This window comes from Bdellovibrio sp. NC01 (genome assembly GCF_006874625.1).
Classification (GTDB): domain Bacteria; phylum Bdellovibrionota; class Bdellovibrionia; order Bdellovibrionales; family Bdellovibrionaceae; genus Bdellovibrio.
Map to the genome: position 1 here is coordinate 165,247 of NZ_CP030034.1, position 19,466 is coordinate 184,712.

19 protein-coding genes are annotated in these 19,466 nt (G+C 44.4%); 18 read left to right on the forward strand and 1 reads right to left on the reverse strand.

Translation table 11 applies throughout. The features are described 5' to 3' along the window. Window positions 1–23: 23 nt before the first annotated feature. From xseA to DOE51_RS00880, 6 genes are read left to right on the forward strand one after another with little or no spacing between them, the layout of a single operon-like run. Window positions 24–1,430 (forward strand): exodeoxyribonuclease VII large subunit, encoded by a 1,407-nt coding sequence (xseA, locus tag DOE51_RS00855; RefSeq protein ID WP_142694719.1) that lies wholly within the window; start codon window positions 24–26, stop codon window positions 1,428–1,430. After that, the gene (locus DOE51_RS00860) at window positions 1,430–1,654 is read left to right on the forward strand and encodes an exodeoxyribonuclease VII small subunit (RefSeq protein ID WP_142694720.1); all 225 of its coding nucleotides are present in this window, start codon (window positions 1,430–1,432) and stop codon (window positions 1,652–1,654) included. The genes xseA and DOE51_RS00860 overlap by 1 nt, the downstream gene beginning before the upstream one ends. Before the next feature lie 2 nt (window positions 1,655–1,656). Beyond that, a complete protein-coding gene (locus DOE51_RS00865; RefSeq protein ID WP_142694721.1) occupies window positions 1,657–2,526 on the forward strand; it encodes a polyprenyl synthetase family protein in 870 nt (289 codons plus the stop codon). A 3-nt stretch (window positions 2,527–2,529) separates the two neighbouring features. Further along, window positions 2,530–3,303 (forward strand): TlyA family RNA methyltransferase, encoded by a 774-nt coding sequence (locus DOE51_RS00870; RefSeq protein WP_142694722.1) that lies wholly within the window; start codon window positions 2,530–2,532, stop codon window positions 3,301–3,303. Next, the gene (locus tag DOE51_RS00875; protein ID WP_142694723.1) at window positions 3,272–4,288 is read left to right on the forward strand and encodes a patatin-like phospholipase family protein; all 1,017 of its coding nucleotides are present in this window, start codon (window positions 3,272–3,274) and stop codon (window positions 4,286–4,288) included. Before DOE51_RS00870 ends, DOE51_RS00875 begins: the two co-directional genes overlap by 32 nt. An 8-nt stretch (window positions 4,289–4,296) precedes the next feature. Further along, a complete protein-coding gene (locus tag DOE51_RS00880; protein WP_142694724.1) occupies window positions 4,297–5,616 on the forward strand; it encodes an aminopeptidase P family protein in 1,320 nt (439 codons plus the stop codon). A 77-nt stretch (window positions 5,617–5,693) separates the two neighbouring features. Here the strand turns inward: DOE51_RS00880 and DOE51_RS00885 are convergent, their stop codons facing one another. Beyond that, window positions 5,694–6,437 (reverse strand): HAD family phosphatase, encoded by a 744-nt coding sequence (locus tag DOE51_RS00885; RefSeq protein WP_142694725.1) that lies wholly within the window; start codon window positions 6,435–6,437, stop codon window positions 5,694–5,696. Window positions 6,438–6,490: 53 nt separating this feature from the next. On the opposite strand from DOE51_RS00885, the gene DOE51_RS00890 reads away from it, so the two are divergent. From DOE51_RS00890 to DOE51_RS00945, 12 genes are all read left to right on the forward strand, one after another. After that, complete coding sequence (locus DOE51_RS00890; protein WP_142694726.1) at window positions 6,491–6,946, forward strand: hypothetical protein; 456 nt, start codon at window positions 6,491–6,493, stop codon at window positions 6,944–6,946. A 4-nt stretch (window positions 6,947–6,950) separates the two neighbouring features. Beyond that, entirely contained in the window at window positions 6,951–8,594 is a 1,644-nt protein-coding gene (locus DOE51_RS00895) for a glycerol-3-phosphate dehydrogenase/oxidase (RefSeq protein ID WP_142694727.1), read from the forward strand. A gap of 160 nt (window positions 8,595–8,754) precedes the next feature. Continuing rightward, complete coding sequence (locus tag DOE51_RS00900) at window positions 8,755–9,270, forward strand: hypothetical protein (protein ID WP_142694728.1); 516 nt, start codon at window positions 8,755–8,757, stop codon at window positions 9,268–9,270. A 30-nt stretch (window positions 9,271–9,300) separates the two neighbouring features. Beyond that, window positions 9,301–10,329: a hypothetical protein gene (locus tag DOE51_RS00905; RefSeq protein WP_142694729.1), complete on the forward strand. Its 1,029-nt coding sequence runs from the start codon at window positions 9,301–9,303 to the stop codon at window positions 10,327–10,329. A 119-nt stretch (window positions 10,330–10,448) separates the two neighbouring features. Continuing rightward, a complete protein-coding gene (locus tag DOE51_RS00910) occupies window positions 10,449–11,492 on the forward strand; it encodes a rod shape-determining protein (protein WP_088616163.1) in 1,044 nt (347 codons plus the stop codon). A gap of 11 nt (window positions 11,493–11,503) precedes the next feature. Then, complete coding sequence (locus DOE51_RS00915) at window positions 11,504–11,974, forward strand: hypothetical protein (RefSeq protein ID WP_142694730.1); 471 nt, start codon at window positions 11,504–11,506, stop codon at window positions 11,972–11,974. Between the two features lie 79 nt (window positions 11,975–12,053). Next, window positions 12,054–12,944, forward strand: a complete 891-nt coding sequence (locus tag DOE51_RS00920; protein ID WP_246845219.1) for a hypothetical protein — start codon at window positions 12,054–12,056, stop codon at window positions 12,942–12,944. Continuing rightward, window positions 12,941–14,908 (forward strand): ATP-binding protein, encoded by a 1,968-nt coding sequence (locus DOE51_RS00925; protein WP_142694732.1) that lies wholly within the window; start codon window positions 12,941–12,943, stop codon window positions 14,906–14,908. The genes DOE51_RS00920 and DOE51_RS00925 overlap by 4 nt, the downstream gene beginning before the upstream one ends. Before the next feature lie 31 nt (window positions 14,909–14,939). Continuing rightward, window positions 14,940–15,164, forward strand: a complete 225-nt coding sequence (locus DOE51_RS00930) for a hypothetical protein (protein WP_142694733.1) — start codon at window positions 14,940–14,942, stop codon at window positions 15,162–15,164. Between the two features lie 157 nt (window positions 15,165–15,321). Further along, window positions 15,322–16,056 (forward strand): molecular chaperone, encoded by a 735-nt coding sequence (locus DOE51_RS00935; RefSeq protein ID WP_142694734.1) that lies wholly within the window; start codon window positions 15,322–15,324, stop codon window positions 16,054–16,056. Beyond that, window positions 16,053–18,464, forward strand: a complete 2,412-nt coding sequence (locus DOE51_RS00940; RefSeq protein ID WP_142694735.1) for a fimbria/pilus outer membrane usher protein — start codon at window positions 16,053–16,055, stop codon at window positions 18,462–18,464. Before DOE51_RS00935 ends, DOE51_RS00940 begins: the two co-directional genes overlap by 4 nt. Beyond that, a complete protein-coding gene (locus tag DOE51_RS00945) occupies window positions 18,464–19,387 on the forward strand; it encodes a hypothetical protein (RefSeq protein ID WP_142694736.1) in 924 nt (307 codons plus the stop codon). Before DOE51_RS00940 ends, DOE51_RS00945 begins: the two co-directional genes overlap by 1 nt. The last annotated feature ends 79 nt before the right edge of the window (window positions 19,388–19,466 follow it).

Sequence of the window (19,466 nt, forward strand, 5' to 3'; positions counted from 1 at the left end):
GTGCCCATTAGCTTTGGGCCCTGATGTCTGATACACCAAATCAACCTCTTCGCAAATCTGACTTTAGCGCTCAAATGACTTTGGGTGAAAATGCGTTGGCTGAAAAAGCGAACGAGCCGTCAGTACTTTCCGTCGAGCAGCTAAATGTTTATATTAAGCAACTTCTTGAAGGACAAGTCGGTCAGGTTTGGGTGCGTGGTGAGCTTTCGAATTTTAAAGCGCACACGTCAGGTCATTTCTATTTTTCTTTAAAAGATTCTAAATCACAAATCACAGCAGTGATGTTCCGTGGCAATAATTCGCGTTTGAAGTTCAAACCGACAGACGGCATGGAAGTGATCGTTCGTGGTCGTATCACAGTATACGAGCCGCGCGGTAACTATCAGTTGATGTGTGAGATGATGGAGCCAGTCGGTGCGGGAGCTTTGCAAAAAGCTTTCGAACAACTGAAGACAAAATTGAAATCTGAAGGACTGTTTGAAGCATCTCGCAAACGTCCTTTGCCGACGTTCCCTCGTCATATCGCTATCGTGACGTCACCAACGGGCGCGGCAATTCGCGATATTATGAACGTGCTTTCTCGCCGTGCGAAAACTATTCAGGTCACTGTCGTACCAACTATTGTACAAGGTGAAGCGGCGGCGCCACAGATTCGTGAAGCTCTTCGTAAAGCGATTGGTTTGCCCGAGGTTGATGTCATCATCGTTGGCCGTGGTGGCGGTTCGATTGAAGATATGTGGTGTTTCAACGACGAAGCGTTGGCCCGTCAAATTGCGGCAAGTCCGATTCCGATTGTATCGGCTGTGGGTCACGAAATTGATTTTACTATTGCTGACTTCGTTGCGGATCTTCGTGCACCGACACCATCGGCTGCGGCGGAATTGGTTGCGAAAAGCACTTCAGAACTTGCTAACAAAGTGAAATCTGCAGAGCGTATGCTTTATCTTTCTTTTGAAAAGAAGATGAAGTACTTGCGTGAAAAAATGTTGGGATTGTCGAAACGCTTGGTCGATCCACAACGTCGCTTACAAGATTTGGAATTGCGTAATGATGATTTGCTGACTCGTTTAGAGTTGGCGATGTCACGTTTGATTTCTGTGCGTTCACACAAAGTGGAATTGCTTAGTGAAAAACTAGGTAGTCCGCAAGATTTGATTGAGCGTCGCAAAAAAGAATTGGAATACTTTTCGTCGCGTTCAGAAAAAGCATTGTTGTTCGCGATTGAAAAGAAAAAAGCTCGTATGGGTCGCTTGATGGGTATCCTTGATAGCTTAAGCCCCTTGAAAGTCGTAGAGCGCGGCTATTCTATCGTAACTAAAGACTCAGAAGTTATTAAATCAGCACGTCAGGTGAAGAAGGGCGATAAGCTTGATATTCGTTTGGCGCAGGGATCACTGACCGCTGTTGTTGACAGCGTGAAGGAGGATTAATGGATTTTGAAAAAAAATTGGGCCGTCTTGAAGAGATCGTTCAAAAAATGGAAAAGGGCGATTTGGCTCTTGAAGACTCATTGAAGCTTTTTGAAGAAGGCGTAAAACTTTCTCGTGAATGTCATGCAAGATTGAACGAAGCGGAAGCGAAAGTGAAAATCTTGATGAGTGTCGATGCTAACGGCAATCCTGTGACGAAAGACTTCACGCCAGAGGAAAACTAGTTTTGGATTTTGCAATTCAGCTTGAACAAGAGATGGCTTTGAAAGTGCAAACTGTGAATCAGTTTGTGGAAAAATATCTTTCAGAGATGGAATTGCCAAAAGGTTCTGCGATTGCAGAGCTTCGCAAGTCGATGCTGTATTCAGCAACGAATGGTGGAAAACGTTTCCGTCCGGTGCTGTCTTTGTTGGTCGCTGAACTGTTCGGTTGTGCGCAAGAGCGCATCTTGCCTTTCGCTGCGGCTGTCGAATTCATTCATACTTATTCTTTAATTCATGACGATTTGCCATGCATGGATAACGATGACATGCGCAGAGGTAAACCCACGAACCATAAAGTTTTCGGCGAAGACTTTGCCTTGCTTGCGGGTGATGCGTTGTTGACGGAAGCATTCATGGTGATTGCTCGTAACTACAGCGATAACGGTTTTCTTATCGGTCGTTTAACAGAGTTATTGTCGGAAGCGGCAGGCATTCGTGGCATGGTCGGTGGCCAAGCTATTGATTTACGTGCGGGCGAAAAGCAAATGAGCGTCGAAGAGCTGACGCATTTACACGTTTTAAAAACAGGTGCTTTGATTCGTGTTGCGGTTGAAGGTGCGGCTGTGATTGCCGGTGCCAAACCATCTGACATTGAATCGCTTAAAAAATTCGGTGAAGGTTTAGGACTTGCATTCCAAGTCGCTGACGATGTTTTGGATCACGGTGAAAAGGATCAAGATATTCGTAGCTTCACAGGTGTTTTGGGTCTTGATGGCACAAAAGATTATCTTAAAAAAATCAGTGATTCGACAACGGCTGAACTTCACAAAGTTTCTGGTGATGCGCCGATGTTAGAATATCTCATCAGTTTCAATCTGAACCGTCAGGTGTAGAAGATGGGAAAGACTCGCTTAGATGTCTATCTTGTGGAAAAAGGTTTTGCGCAATCGCGAACTCACGCCCAAGAGTTGATCGAAGCGGGTCAGGTTTTTCTTAACGAAGGTTCTAATAAAAAAGTTTTAAAAAAATCGAGTTTCTCTGTGGATGCGAACTTTGACGGAAAAATCACTGTCGAGTTGGGCCCCGCAAATCGTTACGTTTCGCGCGGCGGTTTGAAGCTTGAAGGTGCTTTGAAGCACGTCGGTCTTTCTGTTCAAGGACTGAAAGCGTTGGATGTTGGTATTTCCACAGGTGGCTTTACCGATTGTTTATTGCAAAGCGGTGCTGAATTCGTTTTGGGCGTTGATGTCGGTCACGGACAAGTCAGCCTGATGTTAAAAGATCATCCGCGCCTTAAAGTGCTTGAAGGGATCAACGCGCGTGCTCTTTCTTCAGAGGAAAAGGTCCTTGCTTTGACGCCACCAGAAAAGTTCGACTTGATCGTCATGGACGTGTCGTTTATTTCGATTGAACTCATCATTCCTGAGCTTGCGTCATTCTTGAAACCCACTGGCCATTTGTTGAGTCTTGTGAAGCCGCAATTTGAAGTCGGCGTTGACGGACTTTCTAAGGGTGGTATCGTCAAGGATGTTTCTTTATATCCAAAAGTCGAAGAGAAAATAAAATCCTGCTGCCAACAGCACCATTTTGAAGTGAAGGATTATTTTGCATCGTCCATCGAAGGAAAGGATGGCAACCATGAGTTTTTTGTTTTCGCGAAAAAGTCTTAGTTTATTTTTAGGTCTTGCAGTTCTAGCGGGCTGTCAGTCGATGAAGACTCGAGAAGATGTTCGTAAAGCAACTCGTCCAAGCACGCCAACAACTCCATCAACAACATCGACTGCGCCTTCAACTCGCGAGCAGCAAGAACAAGCTCCTCCAACGCAAACAGAGACTTCATTTCCACCAACAACGGAAGCACCACCACCACCGCCGCCCCCAGTTATTCCTGCTATGCCGAAGATTGGTATTATTTTGGGCGCAGGTGGCGCAAAGACTTATGCACACATCGGTTTCTTACATGAGCTAGCAAAAAATAAAGTTCCAGTTTACGCAATTGGCGGTATTGAACTTGCGACGCCGATGGCAGCTTTGTACGCGAATCGCGAACTTGCCAACGACGTTGAATGGCAGATGTTTAAATTGAAAGACGATCAAGTTGTTAGAAAATCCATCTTGGGTTCGGTTCATAAAAACAATGAAGTATCGATCTTGAAAGATTTCGCGAATACGGCATTCAATAAAAGCAAAGTCGAAGATTTCAAACTTCCGTTTGCATGTCCTTCTTTCAATTTCAAAAAGAACCAAGTGTTCTTGATGAACAGAGGCAGCCTTGAACAGATTCTTTATTTCTGTATGGCGTATCCTCCCTTTTTCCAACCGTATCAAGGAAACGTCAGTGCGATTCGTGACGTGACAGCGCTTGCGAACTATCTTCGCACAAAAGGAGCTAACTACATTGTTCTTGTGAACGTGTTGCAAGCTCCAGGCGGTTCAAGACCGTACACTTTGGATGCCTCAGCAACCGACAACGTTCTATGGAGTGAGATCGCTGGTGTATATAATAAGCCTTTGCCAGGAGTCGACAGTGTGATTACCTTGGACACGTCTGATTATGGTATTATGGATTTCGATAAACGTCGTGAGATCATGAATAAGGGCGGCGACTCTGCTGCTCGCCAATTGAAATCACTGACTCGTAAATGGGGCCTATAGGAGTAAGTATGAGAAAACCAATTTATGACATGAATATTTTTGCTGAGAGAAGAAAGAAAATTGGACAAGAGATCCAAGGCGGCGCCTTGATCGTTGCTTCTCATCCTGAATTGATCAGAAATCACGATGTGCATTTCCCATATCGCCAAGATTCAAATATGTTCTATCTGACTGGTTGGGAAGAGCCAGATTCTATCTTGATCTACCGCCCAGGTTTGAAACCTGAAACTGTGATGTTCGTTCGCAGAAAAGATCCAGAGCGCGAAACTTGGGATGGTTTCCGTTATGGTATGGAAGGTTGCGAACAAGAATTCAAAGTTGATAAAGCATACCCAATCGACGAATTTGAAAAACAAGCTCCGCAACTTTTGAAAGAAGTGGATCGCGTTTATTACCGTCAGTACAAAAACAAAGAAGTTGATGAGCGCATGGAAACTGTGTTGAACACAGTAAAACTTCTTCAAGGTCGTTCGGGTCTTGGTTTATTGAGCATCCATGATGCTGACACTTTGATTGGTGAACACCGTTTGGTGAAATCAGAATATGAACTAAGCCAATTGCGTGAAGCGTGCGAAATTTCCGCACAAGCTCACTTGGCGGCGATGCGTTTCACTCGTCCGGGCGTGACAGAACGCCAAGTTCAAGGTGTTCTAACTCATCAATTCTATATGCGTGGATCTGCTCGTGAAGGTTACGGCTTCATCGTAGCTTCTGGTAATGCAGCCACGACATTGCACTACAACTTCAACGATCAAGTTTGTAAAGATGGCGACTTGCTGTTGATCGACGCTGGTGCGGAATACAATTACTACACAGGTGACATCACGCGTACGTACCCAGTAAATGGTAAATTCACTGACGAGCAAGCACGTGTTTACGAAGCTGTGTTGAAAGTTCAAAAAGACATCATCGACTTCATCAAGCCAGGTATCGTGTTTAAAGAATTGCACGACATGGGCACTTCGATGTTGACGGATGCGATGCTTGAACTTGGTTTGTTGTCAGGTCGAAAAGACGATTTGATTCAAGCGTTGGCTCAGAAAAAATATTATCCGCACGGCATTGGTCACTGGTTGGGTATGGATGTGCATGACGCTGGTTTGTACTTCAAAAAAGGCGAACCACGTCCTATCGAAGCAAACATGTGTTTCACAATTGAACCAGGTTTGTATATCCCTGCAGAAGACACTTCAGCGCCACAAAAATATCGTGGTATCGGTATCCGCATTGAAGACAACATTCGCGTGACTTCACACGGTTCTGAAAACATGACGACTTCGGTTCCGAAAGAAATTTCTGATATCGAAAAAGTTGTAGGTAAAGCGTAAGGCGCATTAGCTAGAGCACAAAAGAAAAAGGAGCCGCAAGGCTCCTTTTTTATGTCTGGAAATAACAAAAAATATTTCTAAATAAAACGGTGAGACAACCAACCGAAATTCTGCGCGTTCTGCGCCAACTCCGATTCAGTCTTAAATAATTTGTCATCGCGGGAAGCTGCACTGACAGCTAAGCTTAGTTCCGTCGCCGATTGCAGAAGCTGATAATCGCCCATGGTGTTGCCGCTGGCGAAGAACGGGCGCTTGCCACCTGTGTGCGCAAGCAACGCATCGACCTTGCCTTGTTTGTAAGTGATGATGCCTTTTTGTGAGTCCGAAATAACACCGTTGGTTTGAATTGTTTCAACCCCAAGCACGTCATCGTATTGCAGGCCCAGCATTGCAGCGCCCGGTTCCACAGCCCATTTGACAGAAGCCGTGATAACGTAGACTTTCACGCCCTTTGACAAAAATAAGTCGATCAATTTTTTCTGCTCAGAAAAAATCGGCAGTGGAGCAGAAGCTTTAATCGCATTCTTGGCCCACTCATGCACCGTCTTCAGCTCCACATTTTGGCAGATTTGAGCTAGCCAAAGGTAAGCTTTTGTCGGTTCCACGGCTTTCATGGATTCATAATGTTCCCACGCGTTGGCTGGAAGTGGGACAAGTTTGTTATCTATTTGGTAGTGAAAGAACGTTTCTCCCAGATCGGTATCCCACAAAGTTCCGTCGGCATCAAAGGCAGCGACAGGTTGTGAATCCTCTTTCAAAACTTTATCAAGTGTCGTATGAATGCGCTTCCAGATGTCTGGGGAATAGTCTTTGTATTTCATGCTTATCTAGTATGAAATAGGAACAGTGAATTGACAAGGAGCCGGGGACGACAATGAGCCTCTATTGCAAAGTAATTTTGGCAGAAGACCTTCAAGAAATCCTAGATCTTGAAAATAGAAAATTACAAGAAGCGTATCCAGACGAGATGGAGCGCATGATGGCCGGCTGGAGTTCAAAGTTTCGCATTGAAGCTTTGAATCACTACATCCCACTTGGATGGAGCTTCCTGGCGCGTGATACAGAAACCAACCAGCTTATGGGTTATTTCATTGCACAACCTTTGTTGTTCCTGGATGGCCAAACACAATCTTTGTGGGTTGAGCATATCCAACATTGCTCTTTGCAAGCGCGCGATGAACTTTGCGAACTGGCTTATAAACTAGGTCGCGAAAAACATTTGCAACGTGTTTACTTCCCACCTGAAAATGGAGTTCCGAACTCTATTAAAAGTTTCAAACCAGAAACTTGGCAACCAGGCACGATTGCAGTGAAGACGACAAAAGGGTGATCTGATGAAAAATTTCTCTTTCGCAAACCGAATTCAAAATATCGGAAAAATGAAAACACAAGAATTCGATCTTGTGGTCATCGGGGGAGGAATTAACGGAGCAGGCGTTGCAAGAGATGCCTCTGCACGTGGAATGAAAGTCGCGTTGATTGAAGCACGCGACTTCGCATCAGGGACTTCGTCTAAATCCAGCAAACTGATTCATGGCGGTATTCGCTATTTAGAAAATCTTGAATTCAAACTTGTTTTTGAAGCTTTGAACGAACGTACAAAATTATTTGAGATGGCTCCGCATTTGGTGCATCCTTTGCGTTTCATGATCCCCCTATATCAAGAAAGCCGTGTTGGTATCGCGAAGATGGGTATGGGTATGTGGTTGTACGATGCCTTGGCATTGTTCCAAGCACCTGAAATGCATGAACGCTGTAGTGCTAAAGAATCAATGGCGCGCATGCCGGCTCTTCGCGAAAAAAATCTTTTAGGCTCGTACATTTATTCAGACGCTTACATGGATGACGATCGCCTGGTGATCGAAACATTGCGTGCAGCAAATGAAAATGGCGCCGTGTGCGCGAACTATGTAAATGCAACGGGCGCTGAATTTGGTACGGATGGAAAAATCACGGGCGTCGTTTGCCAAGATACTATCAGCAAAGAGAAATTCACAATCAAAGGTCGTCACGTCATTAGCTCTGTCGGTCCATGGACTGACGAAGTAGGGCATACACTTTTCAAAGATTGGAAAAAAATCTTACGTCCAACGAAAGGCGTGCATTTAACTTTGCCGAAACATCGCTTGCCACTTTCAAGTGCAGTGGTGATGGGTGCAGAGCAAAGCGATCGCATCGTCTTTGGTATTCCTCGCCATGAGATGATCATTATCGGTACAACGGATACGGACTATAAAGAGTCGCCTGAAAATGTAACGACGACTCCGGAAGACGTGAAGTATCTTTTAGAAATCACGGATCATTACTTCCCGGGTGCGAAAGTGACTTCTCACGATATCATTGCAAGCTACGCTGGTGTAAGGCCGCTTGTTAATGACGGTTCAAGCACTGAAGGTAAAACAAGTCGCGAACACACTATTATTGACGACCCACGTGGCGTGACATTTGTCGCTGGTGGAAAATACACGACCTATCGTTTGATGTGTCAGCAAACGGTTGAACACGCATTGAAATCTTTCACTATGGAAGATCGCGCGAAGTTTGCCCGTCCTGATACAACGAAGCCACTGAATGAATACACATCTGTGGATGCCTTCCAACAAGCGCTAGCCTTAACATATAGTTGGTCGCGCGAATTAGGTCGTCCTGCTGATGACATCACGCAATTGGCTGAACGTTATGGTAAAGAAGCGGAAGTGATCGTCAGTCGTTATTCTGAAGACTATACGTACTGGCAATTAGAAGCGGCACAAGCGATTGATTCAACGATGTGTCTGCATTTGCGCGACTTCTTCGCGCGTCGTACGCATTTATTCTTAGCGGATCGCAATCACGGCGTGAAACACATCGATGAAATCGCTCAAGTATTCCAAGAAAAGATGGGTTGGAGTGATTCGCGTCTGCACGATGAAAAACATATGCTGACAGAGTATATGGCTCACGAAATCGATTGGAAAAAGCACTTCCCTAATAATTAGAATTCAAAACTGAGTCCGGTGCCCTTCCGCGGCACCCGTCAAATTCTTCTACATACATAAGTTCTCCTAGGAACATATAGGTGATTTAAGGGATGGAATATTTCTCGCAAAAATCGCCTTTCGTTAGTGATTCAAAACAAAACGAAAAAAGGACGTACTTATGAAATCTGTGAAATTAGCGATCGCAGTTGTGACTGCATTGATGTCCGTTAAAGCGATGGCGGCTGATCAAGTTCAAACTCTGCAAGGCCGTGGTATCGACGGTAAAGCTTGCGCGGTGACGATTGTTCGTGACGGCAACAACTTGAAAAGCGTGAAACTGCAAGGTGCTTCGAAAGTCTTCGAAATCTTGTCTGAAAACGGTGGTTCTTATGGACCGAAAACTTCAATCAACTCTCGTGGTGGCGAAGAAGTTTTGCAATTGGCTGAAGAAAACCAAGCTCTTTATAAGTACTTCACGCACTCTGAAAATATCTTTTCTAATGGTGAAGTATTTAAATTGGATACAAATGACATCCCAAGAAATGGTGAAGAGTCATTAAAAGGTATCAAGATGGTTATTCAATTGGGTCTTGATTATGACGGTGAAGAGCTTGTTGGCGTAAAAGCACAAAGCAAAGCGAAAGCATTGCTAGTAGCGACTTTGGCGTCTTCTCAGTTTACTTGCCAAAAATAATTCGGCTTGTTCCGAATTGACGGAGTGATTATGAAAAAGGTGATCGGTGTTTCATTAACATTGTTAACTTTGACTTTGGCTGCTTGTGGAAACAAAAGCGGCGGAAACGGCGCGCCTGCTCCAGGCGCCGTAGTCACTCCGAATTCTAATTTGCCGGGAGTTCCAATGACCAACGGTCGTTACTCTTATGAATTCTCGGTGAATGGTTGTTCGACTGGTAAAAAGGAATTCACTTCCGTTCAAGCTTACTGCCAAGGTTTGTTGGACGATGCACTTAATAACAATTGCGCACGTGATCTTCGTGCTTCTGCTTACAACCGTTTGTGTGTTGGTGGCGGCAATGTTGTGACTGCAAATCCTGGAATGAATTCAATGAACACTGCTCGCTGTGTTGTGAATGGCAGTGATAATAAAGATCGTACTCTTCTGCAAAATTTAAATCCGTTCAATCCGCGCCGTCGTCAAGTGATCCGCGATATCTTCTGGGATGGTCGCAATGACCGTTCGTATGATGTTTTGGGAACTTTGATTGCAGGTTATGGCAAAGCGAAATTCACGATGCAGGCGGCAACTCGTGAATTGCCAGCGGCGGGCGTTATCGGCTTGGTGCAAGGCGATGGCGACGATTCATTCTTGGTGAGTAGCCGTTTAGGTTCGCAAATCTCTTTGACCGTTCAAAATGACAGCGAACGTAAAGAAACGCAGGTCGTCTGCATGAGCGATAGCACATTCAAACGTCCAAAACGCGATCTTCGTCAGCTTCGCTGCGTCTATAAAGAACACGGCATGCGAAACTCGCGCGAAGAGACGATTGCGTGGGATTTGCGCTCTGCAAGTGAACAACAAATCTTCGAAAAAACCGCTTCAGAAACCATCGTTCTTCGTCTGAAACCCGCTACTGCAGGGCAAGACGAGCGAATCGAACTTGATCTTCGTGATCTCGATTACGACAAGTCGATGACGGCGGAAAGTACAGTGAACGAGGGTCTAGAAGTTCGCTTCAACTCGCGCTCGAGTGGAACGAATACCGTCCTTAGTTGTGCCCCTGCGTCAAAATAGCTAACTCTACTGATCTGGGAAGTCTAAATATCCGCATTGACTCTGGTTTTCATTATACCTAGACTTGAGCTGTTAACGAATATTAAGACCATTGAAAATTTCCCTGAAGTGAGTTCAGCATGAGTTTTTTTGATAAAGTACAAGACTATTTTTCGAATGATATCGCAATCGACTTGGGCACAGCGAACACTCTTGTGTACGTTAAAGGCCGCGGAATCATTCTTGATGAACCATCTGTCGTAGCAGTTCAAAAGAACTACCGCGGAATGCAAAATCGCGTTCTTGCAGTAGGCAAAGAAGCGAAGGACATGTTGGGTCGTACACCAGGTTCAATCGTAGCAATTCGTCCAATCAAAGACGGTGTTATCGCGGACTTCGAAGTGACTCAATCGATGTTGAAGTACTTCATCGGTAAATCTTTGGGCGAGAAAAAATCTTTCATCCGTCCTCGTATCATCATCTGCGTTCCTTACGGAATCACTCAGGTAGAAAAACGTGCGGTTAAAGAAGCTGCTCAATCAGCCGGTGCTCGTGAAGTGTATTTGATCGAAGAGCCAATGGCAGCTGCGATCGGTGCAGGTCTTCCAATCACTGAACCATCAGGCAACATGGTTGTCGATATGGGTGGTGGTACGACGGGTGTCGCGGTTATTTCTTTGGGTGGTATCGTTTACTGTAAATCAATCAAAGTTGCGGGCGATAAATTCGACGAAGCGATCGTGAACTACGTTCGCCGCCAATTCAACTTGTTGATCGGTGAAAGAACTGCTGAAAACATCAAAATCCAAATCGGTAACGCTTATCCATTCGAAGAAGAAAAAACGATGGAAATCAAAGGTCGTGACCTTGTTGCCGGTGCTCCTAAGACAATCGAAATCACAAGCTCACAAGTGAACGATGCTTTGATGGATCCATTGTCTGAAGTGGTTGATGCTGTTCGTACGGCTCTTGAAAAAACTCCGCCAGAACTTGCTTCTGATATCGTTGATAACGGTATCGTGTTGACGGGTGGTGGTGCATTGCTTGCGAACTTGGATGTGCTTCTTCGTGAAAGAACTGGACTGCCAGTTTCAATCGCAGAAGACCCATTGAGCTGTGTTGTGATGGGTTCTGGTAAAGTTCTAGACCAGCTCGACCTTCTCAGACAGCTAACTGTCGATTAGTATCTTAACATATGAACGAAGCTGACATTCAATCGATCGCACTCTTTTTTTACTTTGCACTTCTTGATGATAAAAAGGCGATCGAAGCTTCGACTCAGGCTCTAGCCGTTTGTCTAGATAAGAAAAAACGAAATCCCGAATTAAAAAACTCAGTCGCTTTGGTTTCTGCAACTAAGGCGGTATGGGACAAGTTCAAAGTGCGTGTAGCACGTGGACGTCCTAACACTTCCGTCGAATCTGGCTGGCTTGTTCCCGAAGGTGTCGATCTAGGCCCTTGGCGTGAATTTCAGAAGACTGCTTCTGAAGACGAGCTTTTAACAGTCATTTGGTCTAAAATTTTAAAAATTGATGATCAGGATATTTCAGAGGGGCTCGGGATCACATCAGGGACGATTCGCTATCGTCTTGGTAGGTCTTTGCGCAAACTCGGAACAATGACCCAAGGTGTGAGTAAACAGAAGCATGGCGCAGCAGGAAAATAAAATTCCCCTCTCAAAAAAGAACAAAAGGGAGATTTCTCCTTTTATTGGTCATGAGCTTTTGTACGACTACCTTTCAGGTATGCTCGATGAAGAGCGTAAATCTGCAGTCGAAGATCACGTTAAATTCTCACGTGATGCTCAATTAGATCTTAATAAAATTCAAAACGGTGAAGCTTACGCGAATCAATTGTCTAGCACCGTTGTTTCACAACCTATCATTGAACAAATCAACACGACGTCTACTTACCTAACGACATTGATGCAAAAATCGAATTTCGATAAGTGGCCTCAAGGTTTGAAATGGGGTCTGGAAGCATTGGTTGTTGTCGCAGTGATCGTTGTGCTTCTGACAGTGGCACCATGGCAAAAAGTTTTGAACATGGGCATTTCTTCTGGTCAGAAGGAAGTTGTTTTAGCTGAAGTTTCAAAACCTGAAACAGCAACGAATCCTATCGAAGAAAAACCGCAGTTCGTGGATGAAGATGCGAAGACAGCGAAACCTTTAGTGACGCCAACACCAGCGCCTTCAAAAGCGGATACTGCAAAAGTGGCGGCAGCTGCTGCGGTACCTGCGGCGAAAGTGGCGACTCCGACTCCGTCACCAACTCCAGCAGTTGTTGCGAAAAAGGATAAAGAGAAAGAAAAAGACGAAACACAAGCTGCAACGGGTGGCGGTGGTTTCCTTTATCGTGGCGAAATCGATGTGACGAACTTGGCAGTGGTTGGTCCAAAAATCACAGACAAGATCGTAGAGCTTGGTGGTCGTAAAGCCGGTGGCGTGGAACTTGGTTGGCAGAAAACGACGAACTCTATGTATTATCACTTCACTATTCCAGAGGCGAAATACCAAGACCTGCAAACATTCCTTGCGACTTACGGTAAAGCGCATATCTCTAAAGAAAAACATCCGCGTGTTATGCCTGACGGAATCATTCGTTTGATTCTGACTGTGGATGAAGCGAAAAAGTGAAAACTCTAAGGCGTAAACCTAAAAGATCATTACGCACGATCCTTATCGTATGGTTCGTGCTCTTTTCGGTTGTGCCGTTGGCTTTCGTCACTATCTATTCGATGGTGAAGTACGAAAAAGCCATCGACCATGAGCTTTCGCAACGTCTTAGCGGTAACGCCCGCGAAATCGGAATTATTCTTAACGACTACAAATCTTCGCTTCAACAAAAGCGCGATCGCTATGTGCGCGATCCAAGTCTGACTTATCACTTAACGATGGGTGACGGGACGACATTAAGAAGTATTTCTTCGACATGGTTAAAGGCTGACAATATTTCAAGTCTGACGTTCTTTGATCGTGAAGGTCGAATGCTGACGTCTGTATTTAAAGATGACAAAGACAATGTTCGCAGTTTCTTGCCAGTACAAGATGCTGTGTTCCTGTCAGCGAAATATATTTCCGACTTAAAAGATGAAAAAGAAATCAGTCTTGCCGAATTCACTGAAAGCCAGAAGCTTAACTTGATTCTGATTTCTAAAGTGACGGGACCCGGTGGCAGAACTGTTGGTTACATCGAGCAGATCGTTGATCTTAATAAAGAGTTTCTTTCTAAGCTTAAAAGTCGTTTGAAGTTGGAACTGATTCTTTTCAAAGACAACGGCCAAGTGGTTGTCGCCAGTCACCCAGATTTCTATTTGTATAAAAAAGATTTTTTCAAAGGCTATTTCCGCCCGGGTGCTGAGCCATTTTTTGACTTAAACGTGCGCGGTAATCCTTACGGCTTCCTGATTTATCCATTGGATTGGGGTATCACAAAATTTTACGTAGCACTGGGCGCTTCAAAAAGTGAAGCGATCGCAGTTCTTAAAAACGTAAACTATGCATTTATCACTGTCGTGGGCGCAGTCGTTGTTCTGTTGATCATGACAATTCTTGTGACATCAAGCTGGGTATTGAAGCCATTGTATGACTTGGTCGACGCTCTTCAATCGTTTGAATCACAAGAACAAGCCGTTACGATTCCAGTAAAAAATGACACTGAAATTGGTCTTCTAACGGAATCGTTTAATGAAATGAGTAAAAAGATTTGGACAGCAAGATCGGATCTGCGCAAAAAGATCACGGAACTTGAATCTGCCAATAAGGAACTCAAAGACACGCAAACGAAACTTGTTCACTCTGCTAAAATGGTCAGTCTTGGTCAGTTGGTTGCTGGTGTTGCGCATGAATTGAATAATCCAATTGGTTTCATTTATAGCAATATGACTCATCTTAAAGAGTATTCGGAAAAACTGATCGCGATTGCTGAAGTGGCTGAAAAAAATCCAGAGAAATTGCACGAGATCAAAGAAGAATACGAATTCGATTACATCGTTAAAGATTTGCCAAAACTTGTGACATCTTGCCAAGATGGTGCGCGTAGAACTCGCGATATTGTTTTGGGCTTGCGTAACTTCTCGCGCTTGGAAGAAGCAAAGCTGCAAGAGATCGATGTTCATCAAAGCTTGGATACCACATTGAATCTTCTGCAAGGAGAGATCAAAAATCGTATCGAGTTGCACAGACAGTATGAGCCGACTCCGTTGGTGCACTGTTATGCTTCGCAGATCAATCAGGTGTTCATGAATATCTTATCGAATGCGGTGCAAGCGATCGAAGGTAACGGACACGTATGGATTTCAACGATGGCGTTGAAGGATTATAAAGGTTCGAAAGATAAAACGGGTTGGGTGCAAGTCTCAATTCAAGACAGTGGTAAGGGCATGAGCCAAGAAACTTTGGATAAAATCTTCGATCCATTCTTCACGACTAAAGGCGTGGGGCAGGGCACAGGTCTAGGTCTTTCTATCTCTTATGGTATTGTTCAGAACCACGGTGGTGAAATTCAAGTGCGTTCACAAGTGGGCGTAGGCACTGAGTTTATTGTAATTATCCCGGTTTATCCTCCGGTCCAGGACAAGGCTACCCAACTAATGTCCTAAAGCTTTAGTCTAGTCTTCCGATAGGAAGATTATGAAAGCTGTTATCGTTATCCTCACGTTTCTTGCTTCGAACTTCTGTTCTGCCAATGACTCGAAACCTTTATATCTTGCCGGGGTCGTTCCTTACCGCGGTGATGTGAAAGTGTCGGTCGATTCAAAAGGTAAATTTCACGCGCAACAGATGGCTCCTGATAAACTGCAAATTCAAGTTCAAAAACGCGGACCCGCTTCAGTAATTACTGCCTCGGCTCCGTAAAATAAAAATGGTCTCCCAAAAAGTTAGATAAAAAAACCCTGTTGCTTAGCACAGGGTTTTTTGTTTTCTGCGCTAATGAATAAGACCTTTGGGCTAGTTTGTCTTAACCTTTTCTTTACAGATATCAGAGCGTCCTTCGGTGAATTAACATATAAACATGTATTCATTCGTGAAAAACACCTCAATTTCATTCGCAGTTCTTCTTCTTCCGCTGTTTTCATATGCGTTCAAAATTTCTCCGATGGTGATTTACTTTTCACCTGCTGGAAATAAAGCAACGCAGGTATTAACTCTGGAAAATCCGGGCAACGAAAAAACTCCTGTGCAAATCGAAATGTTCACGCGTGCGATTGATGCTAAAGGTGAGGAAGTTCGCGAAAAAACGACGGACTTCAACGTTTATCCTGAACAAGTCGTGTTGTTGCCGAATGAAAAAAGAAATGTGCGTGTGACTTTCGCCGGCACAGTGAAAGACGATACCGAGAAATCATATCGTTTGATCGCTTCGCAAATTCCTGTCGAATTCAAAGAAAGTAACGCTGGTACAAAAAAGCCTGGTGTGAATTTGAATTTCCTTTTGCAGTATGTGGCTTCTGTTTATGTCACTCCGGATAAAGCTGTCGCTAAAGTAAAAGTGAAAGACGCCAAGGTGCTTCCTGGAAAAAAGTTAGAAATTACTTTTGCTAACGAAGGCACGGCTCATAAAGTTCTACATCCAAAACTTATTAAAATTAAATCGGGTACGACGACAGTTCTTGAAATCAAAGAACCTAAAGAGTTAGACGGAACAAATCTTCTGGCGAAAACTGAAAAGAAAGTTGTTTTGCCAGTGTCTAAAGATCTGCCGAAGAATGTGAAAGTCGAAATGGAACTAGCGGAGATCGCTGATTGAGGAATTTCTTACTTACTATCTTCGCAGTACTTTTCTGTGTAAATAGCTTTGCGGCGGGAACTCGTCCACCGCTGGCCAAACCTTTTGTGGTTGTTCCGATCGTTCTTGACGGTGCGACATCAGAGGAAGCTTGGGTTTTCCCTCGCGATACGGCTCGTGCCTTTTCTATTGAAGCGGCCCCGCTGATTCAAGTTCTGCAACTGCAAATGAAAGAAGAGATACTGAATAATCTTAAAACGCACATTACGCCTGAAGGTGTTTTGTCGTTAAAAGATTTGCAAGCGTCGGGTGTCGGTGTTGAGTTTGATGAAGCTGCCCTGGAACTTCGTTTGAAGTTGCCTTTGAAATATCGTCGCAGTAACGAAGTCGAACTTTATACTAACAGCGATGGCACGCAGAAATATATTCGTCCTACCCAACAAAGCGGTTACTTGAATTTGCGTTTCAACCAGTCATATCAATACGGTGACGACGTTGAAAACAAAATGTTGCCGCTAACTGGTCACGTCGATTTCGTCGAAAATATTCACGGCCTGGTGTTTGAATCAATGGCCGATTATCTAGAACATGAAGAGCATCCGTGGAAACGCGGGGATACGCGTTTCCGTTATGACGATGAAGAAAAGATGATTCGTTATACAGCGGGTGATCTGACTTTGATGTCACGGGGATTTCAACTTGTGCCTGCAATGGCCGGGCTGTCAGTTGTTCGTGAATTCGGTATTCAACCGTATCGTACTCTTCGCCCATTAAGTAACACGGAAATCGTGATCAAGCGTCCTTCGCAAGTTGAAGTGTATGTGAATGGTTTCATGTACAGTCAAATGCGTTTGGCACCGGGTATTTTCAATATTCGTGAATTTCCGTTGGCATTGGGTCAGAATAACGTGAAGGTCAAGGTTCGCGACGATCTGGGACAAGAAGAGGTTTTCGACTTTTCGGTTCTATTCGAAAATACAATTCTGACAAAAGGGGAGCAGGAGTTTTCATACAGCGGTGGCGCCCCGTGGACTGAGTCAGGCGGCGATCGCGCCTATGAGGCACACAACGTTCTGACGAATATGTTTCATCGTGTCGGTGTGACTGACGAGCTGACTGTCGGCGTGAATTTTCAAAACTATCAATCGCAGGCATTAACTGGCGTCGAAGCTTCCGGCATTACAAGTTATGGATACCTTTCCGCAGATGTGGGTTACTCTTCACACTCGAGTGATGTTCGTGGTTATGCAGAAAAGTATCGTTATCGTACCTTGGATCGTATGGGTGGTAAGGACATGCCAGCGACTTTGACCCTCGAGGCAGAAAATCACGATCCTGACTTTGCTCCGGTCTCTGCGAATATTTTTGTGCCGACAAATTATCTTCGTCGTTACGATGCGCAGTTAAACTTTCGCCCCTGGGCTTATTGGACATTGGGTGTTGGCGGTGGCTATTTAGAACAGGTCAATCAACCCGATCAACGCATGTACCGCGCAAACATTGTGATTCCATTTGCGGTGAACTGTCGTCTAGAGCTCAGTTACAATAAAGTCGTCGACGCGAATAACGAAGATCGTGGTTACGTGTCCTTCTTCTGGAATGAATTACAAGGGCACTACAGCGCAAGTTCATTTTATGATTCTGGCAACAAAAGTACGAACGTTACGTTCAATAAAAACAATCTTTATAAATACGATGATTTCAGAGCGTCCGTTTCCGTACAAAATGCCAAAGATTCAACCCAAGAAAGTTTGAGTGCTGAATACTACACTCAACCGGCAAGTTATCGTTTGGATCATTACTCGACTCAAACAGGTGGTTTATCAAGCAACATCACGAGTGTTGGTATCAATACCGGTTTTGCTTGGGTGGGAACGCACGGTGCTTTCACGCAGCCAATTTCGGATAGCTTCGTCTTAGTTGCCGCAAATAATTTCCCTGATGGCCAAGAGATGATGATCAATCCAAATGGTGAAAAAGGTGAAGCGCAATTGGGTCCGCGTTCATCAGCTGTGTTGAAAGACGAAACGGCATATTACAAATATCTGGTTAACATGGATTCAACGTCGTTGCCGCCAGGGTATTTGTTGGAAAAAGAATACTATGCCGTTCAACCTACTTACCGCAGCGGTATCCTAATCCCATTGAACTTCAAACATAAAGTCATGGTGAAAGGCCGCCTAATCAATGAAAAAGGCGAAGCTTTGCAATACGCTGCGGGTGATGTCGTCGATTCACAAGGTCGCCTCGTGGATAATAGCTTCTTCACAAATAAAGAAGGTGGCTTCTTGATCGAAGGATTGGAACCGGGCGAATATAAAATCGCAACGGATCGTCCTGAATTGTCTTCTGTCATCATTCAAGTTCCAGCTGGAAAAGAAAGCCTTATTAACCTAGGCACAATCAAGGTTAAAAAAGGAGGTGAGTAATGAAACTACTTATTGGTTCATTACTGACATTGACCGTCCTGTTGATTTCTCACTTATCGCAAGCAGCAGATTGCACAAACATGCAGTTGCAGACGGGACAAACGAATATTGATTTCACGAGCAATCAAAACTTCCAAGGATCGTTCACTGTAAAAGCGAACACGATGCCTGGCGGTTGTGATTTCTTTATGACTTTCGATTACGGTCTTGCGACCTCATACGCAAATCGCACACTCAAGATGGGTGTATATTCTTGGCCTTATCAAATCTCGAAAGATTCTGCGGGTATTAACATTCTAAAGAATCTTTTTGATGCTTCAACCAACAACGATGTGATTTCCGGAACATTGGCAGAGGGTAATAACGATCGCCAAGTGAACGTGAATTACTGGGCGATTTTAAATATGTCGAACCCGTGGTTGCGCTTTGGTAACTACAACGACTATATGACCGTCACTTTATATCGTGGCAATCTGAGTAGTTATACTTACGCCGATTCGCGTTTGATCTCTTTGAGCTTCAATGCGCCTAAGCGTGTTGACGTTTCGATGCAGTCAACAGGCGGTACATTTGTGCTGGGCGATTTAGATGAAGTTATGGATTTCGGAAATCTAACGGCCGGTGCGACGAAAAGTGCAGAAGCTATTCTGAAATACAATGCCGGTTACACGTTGTCAGTTTCTTCGACGAATGGTGGTCGCTTAAAACATTCAACAGATGCCGTTTATATTCCATACTCGATCCGCTTTAATGGATCATTGGTGAATTTAACGACGTCACCACAGCAGATTTATCGAGTCTTCGGCGTGTCACCTACGACGGGCACGACGATTCCAATCTCGGTCACGATTGGAAACTTCGGGACTGTGAAGTCGGGAAGTTATAGCGATCAAGTTCAGCTTACAATCGAAACGACAGAATAAAAAAAGCCGTCGAATGACGGCTTTTTTTGCTATCTGCACTCCGTCTTGTGACGGAGTAGAGCTTTGAGTTTGCTAGTTA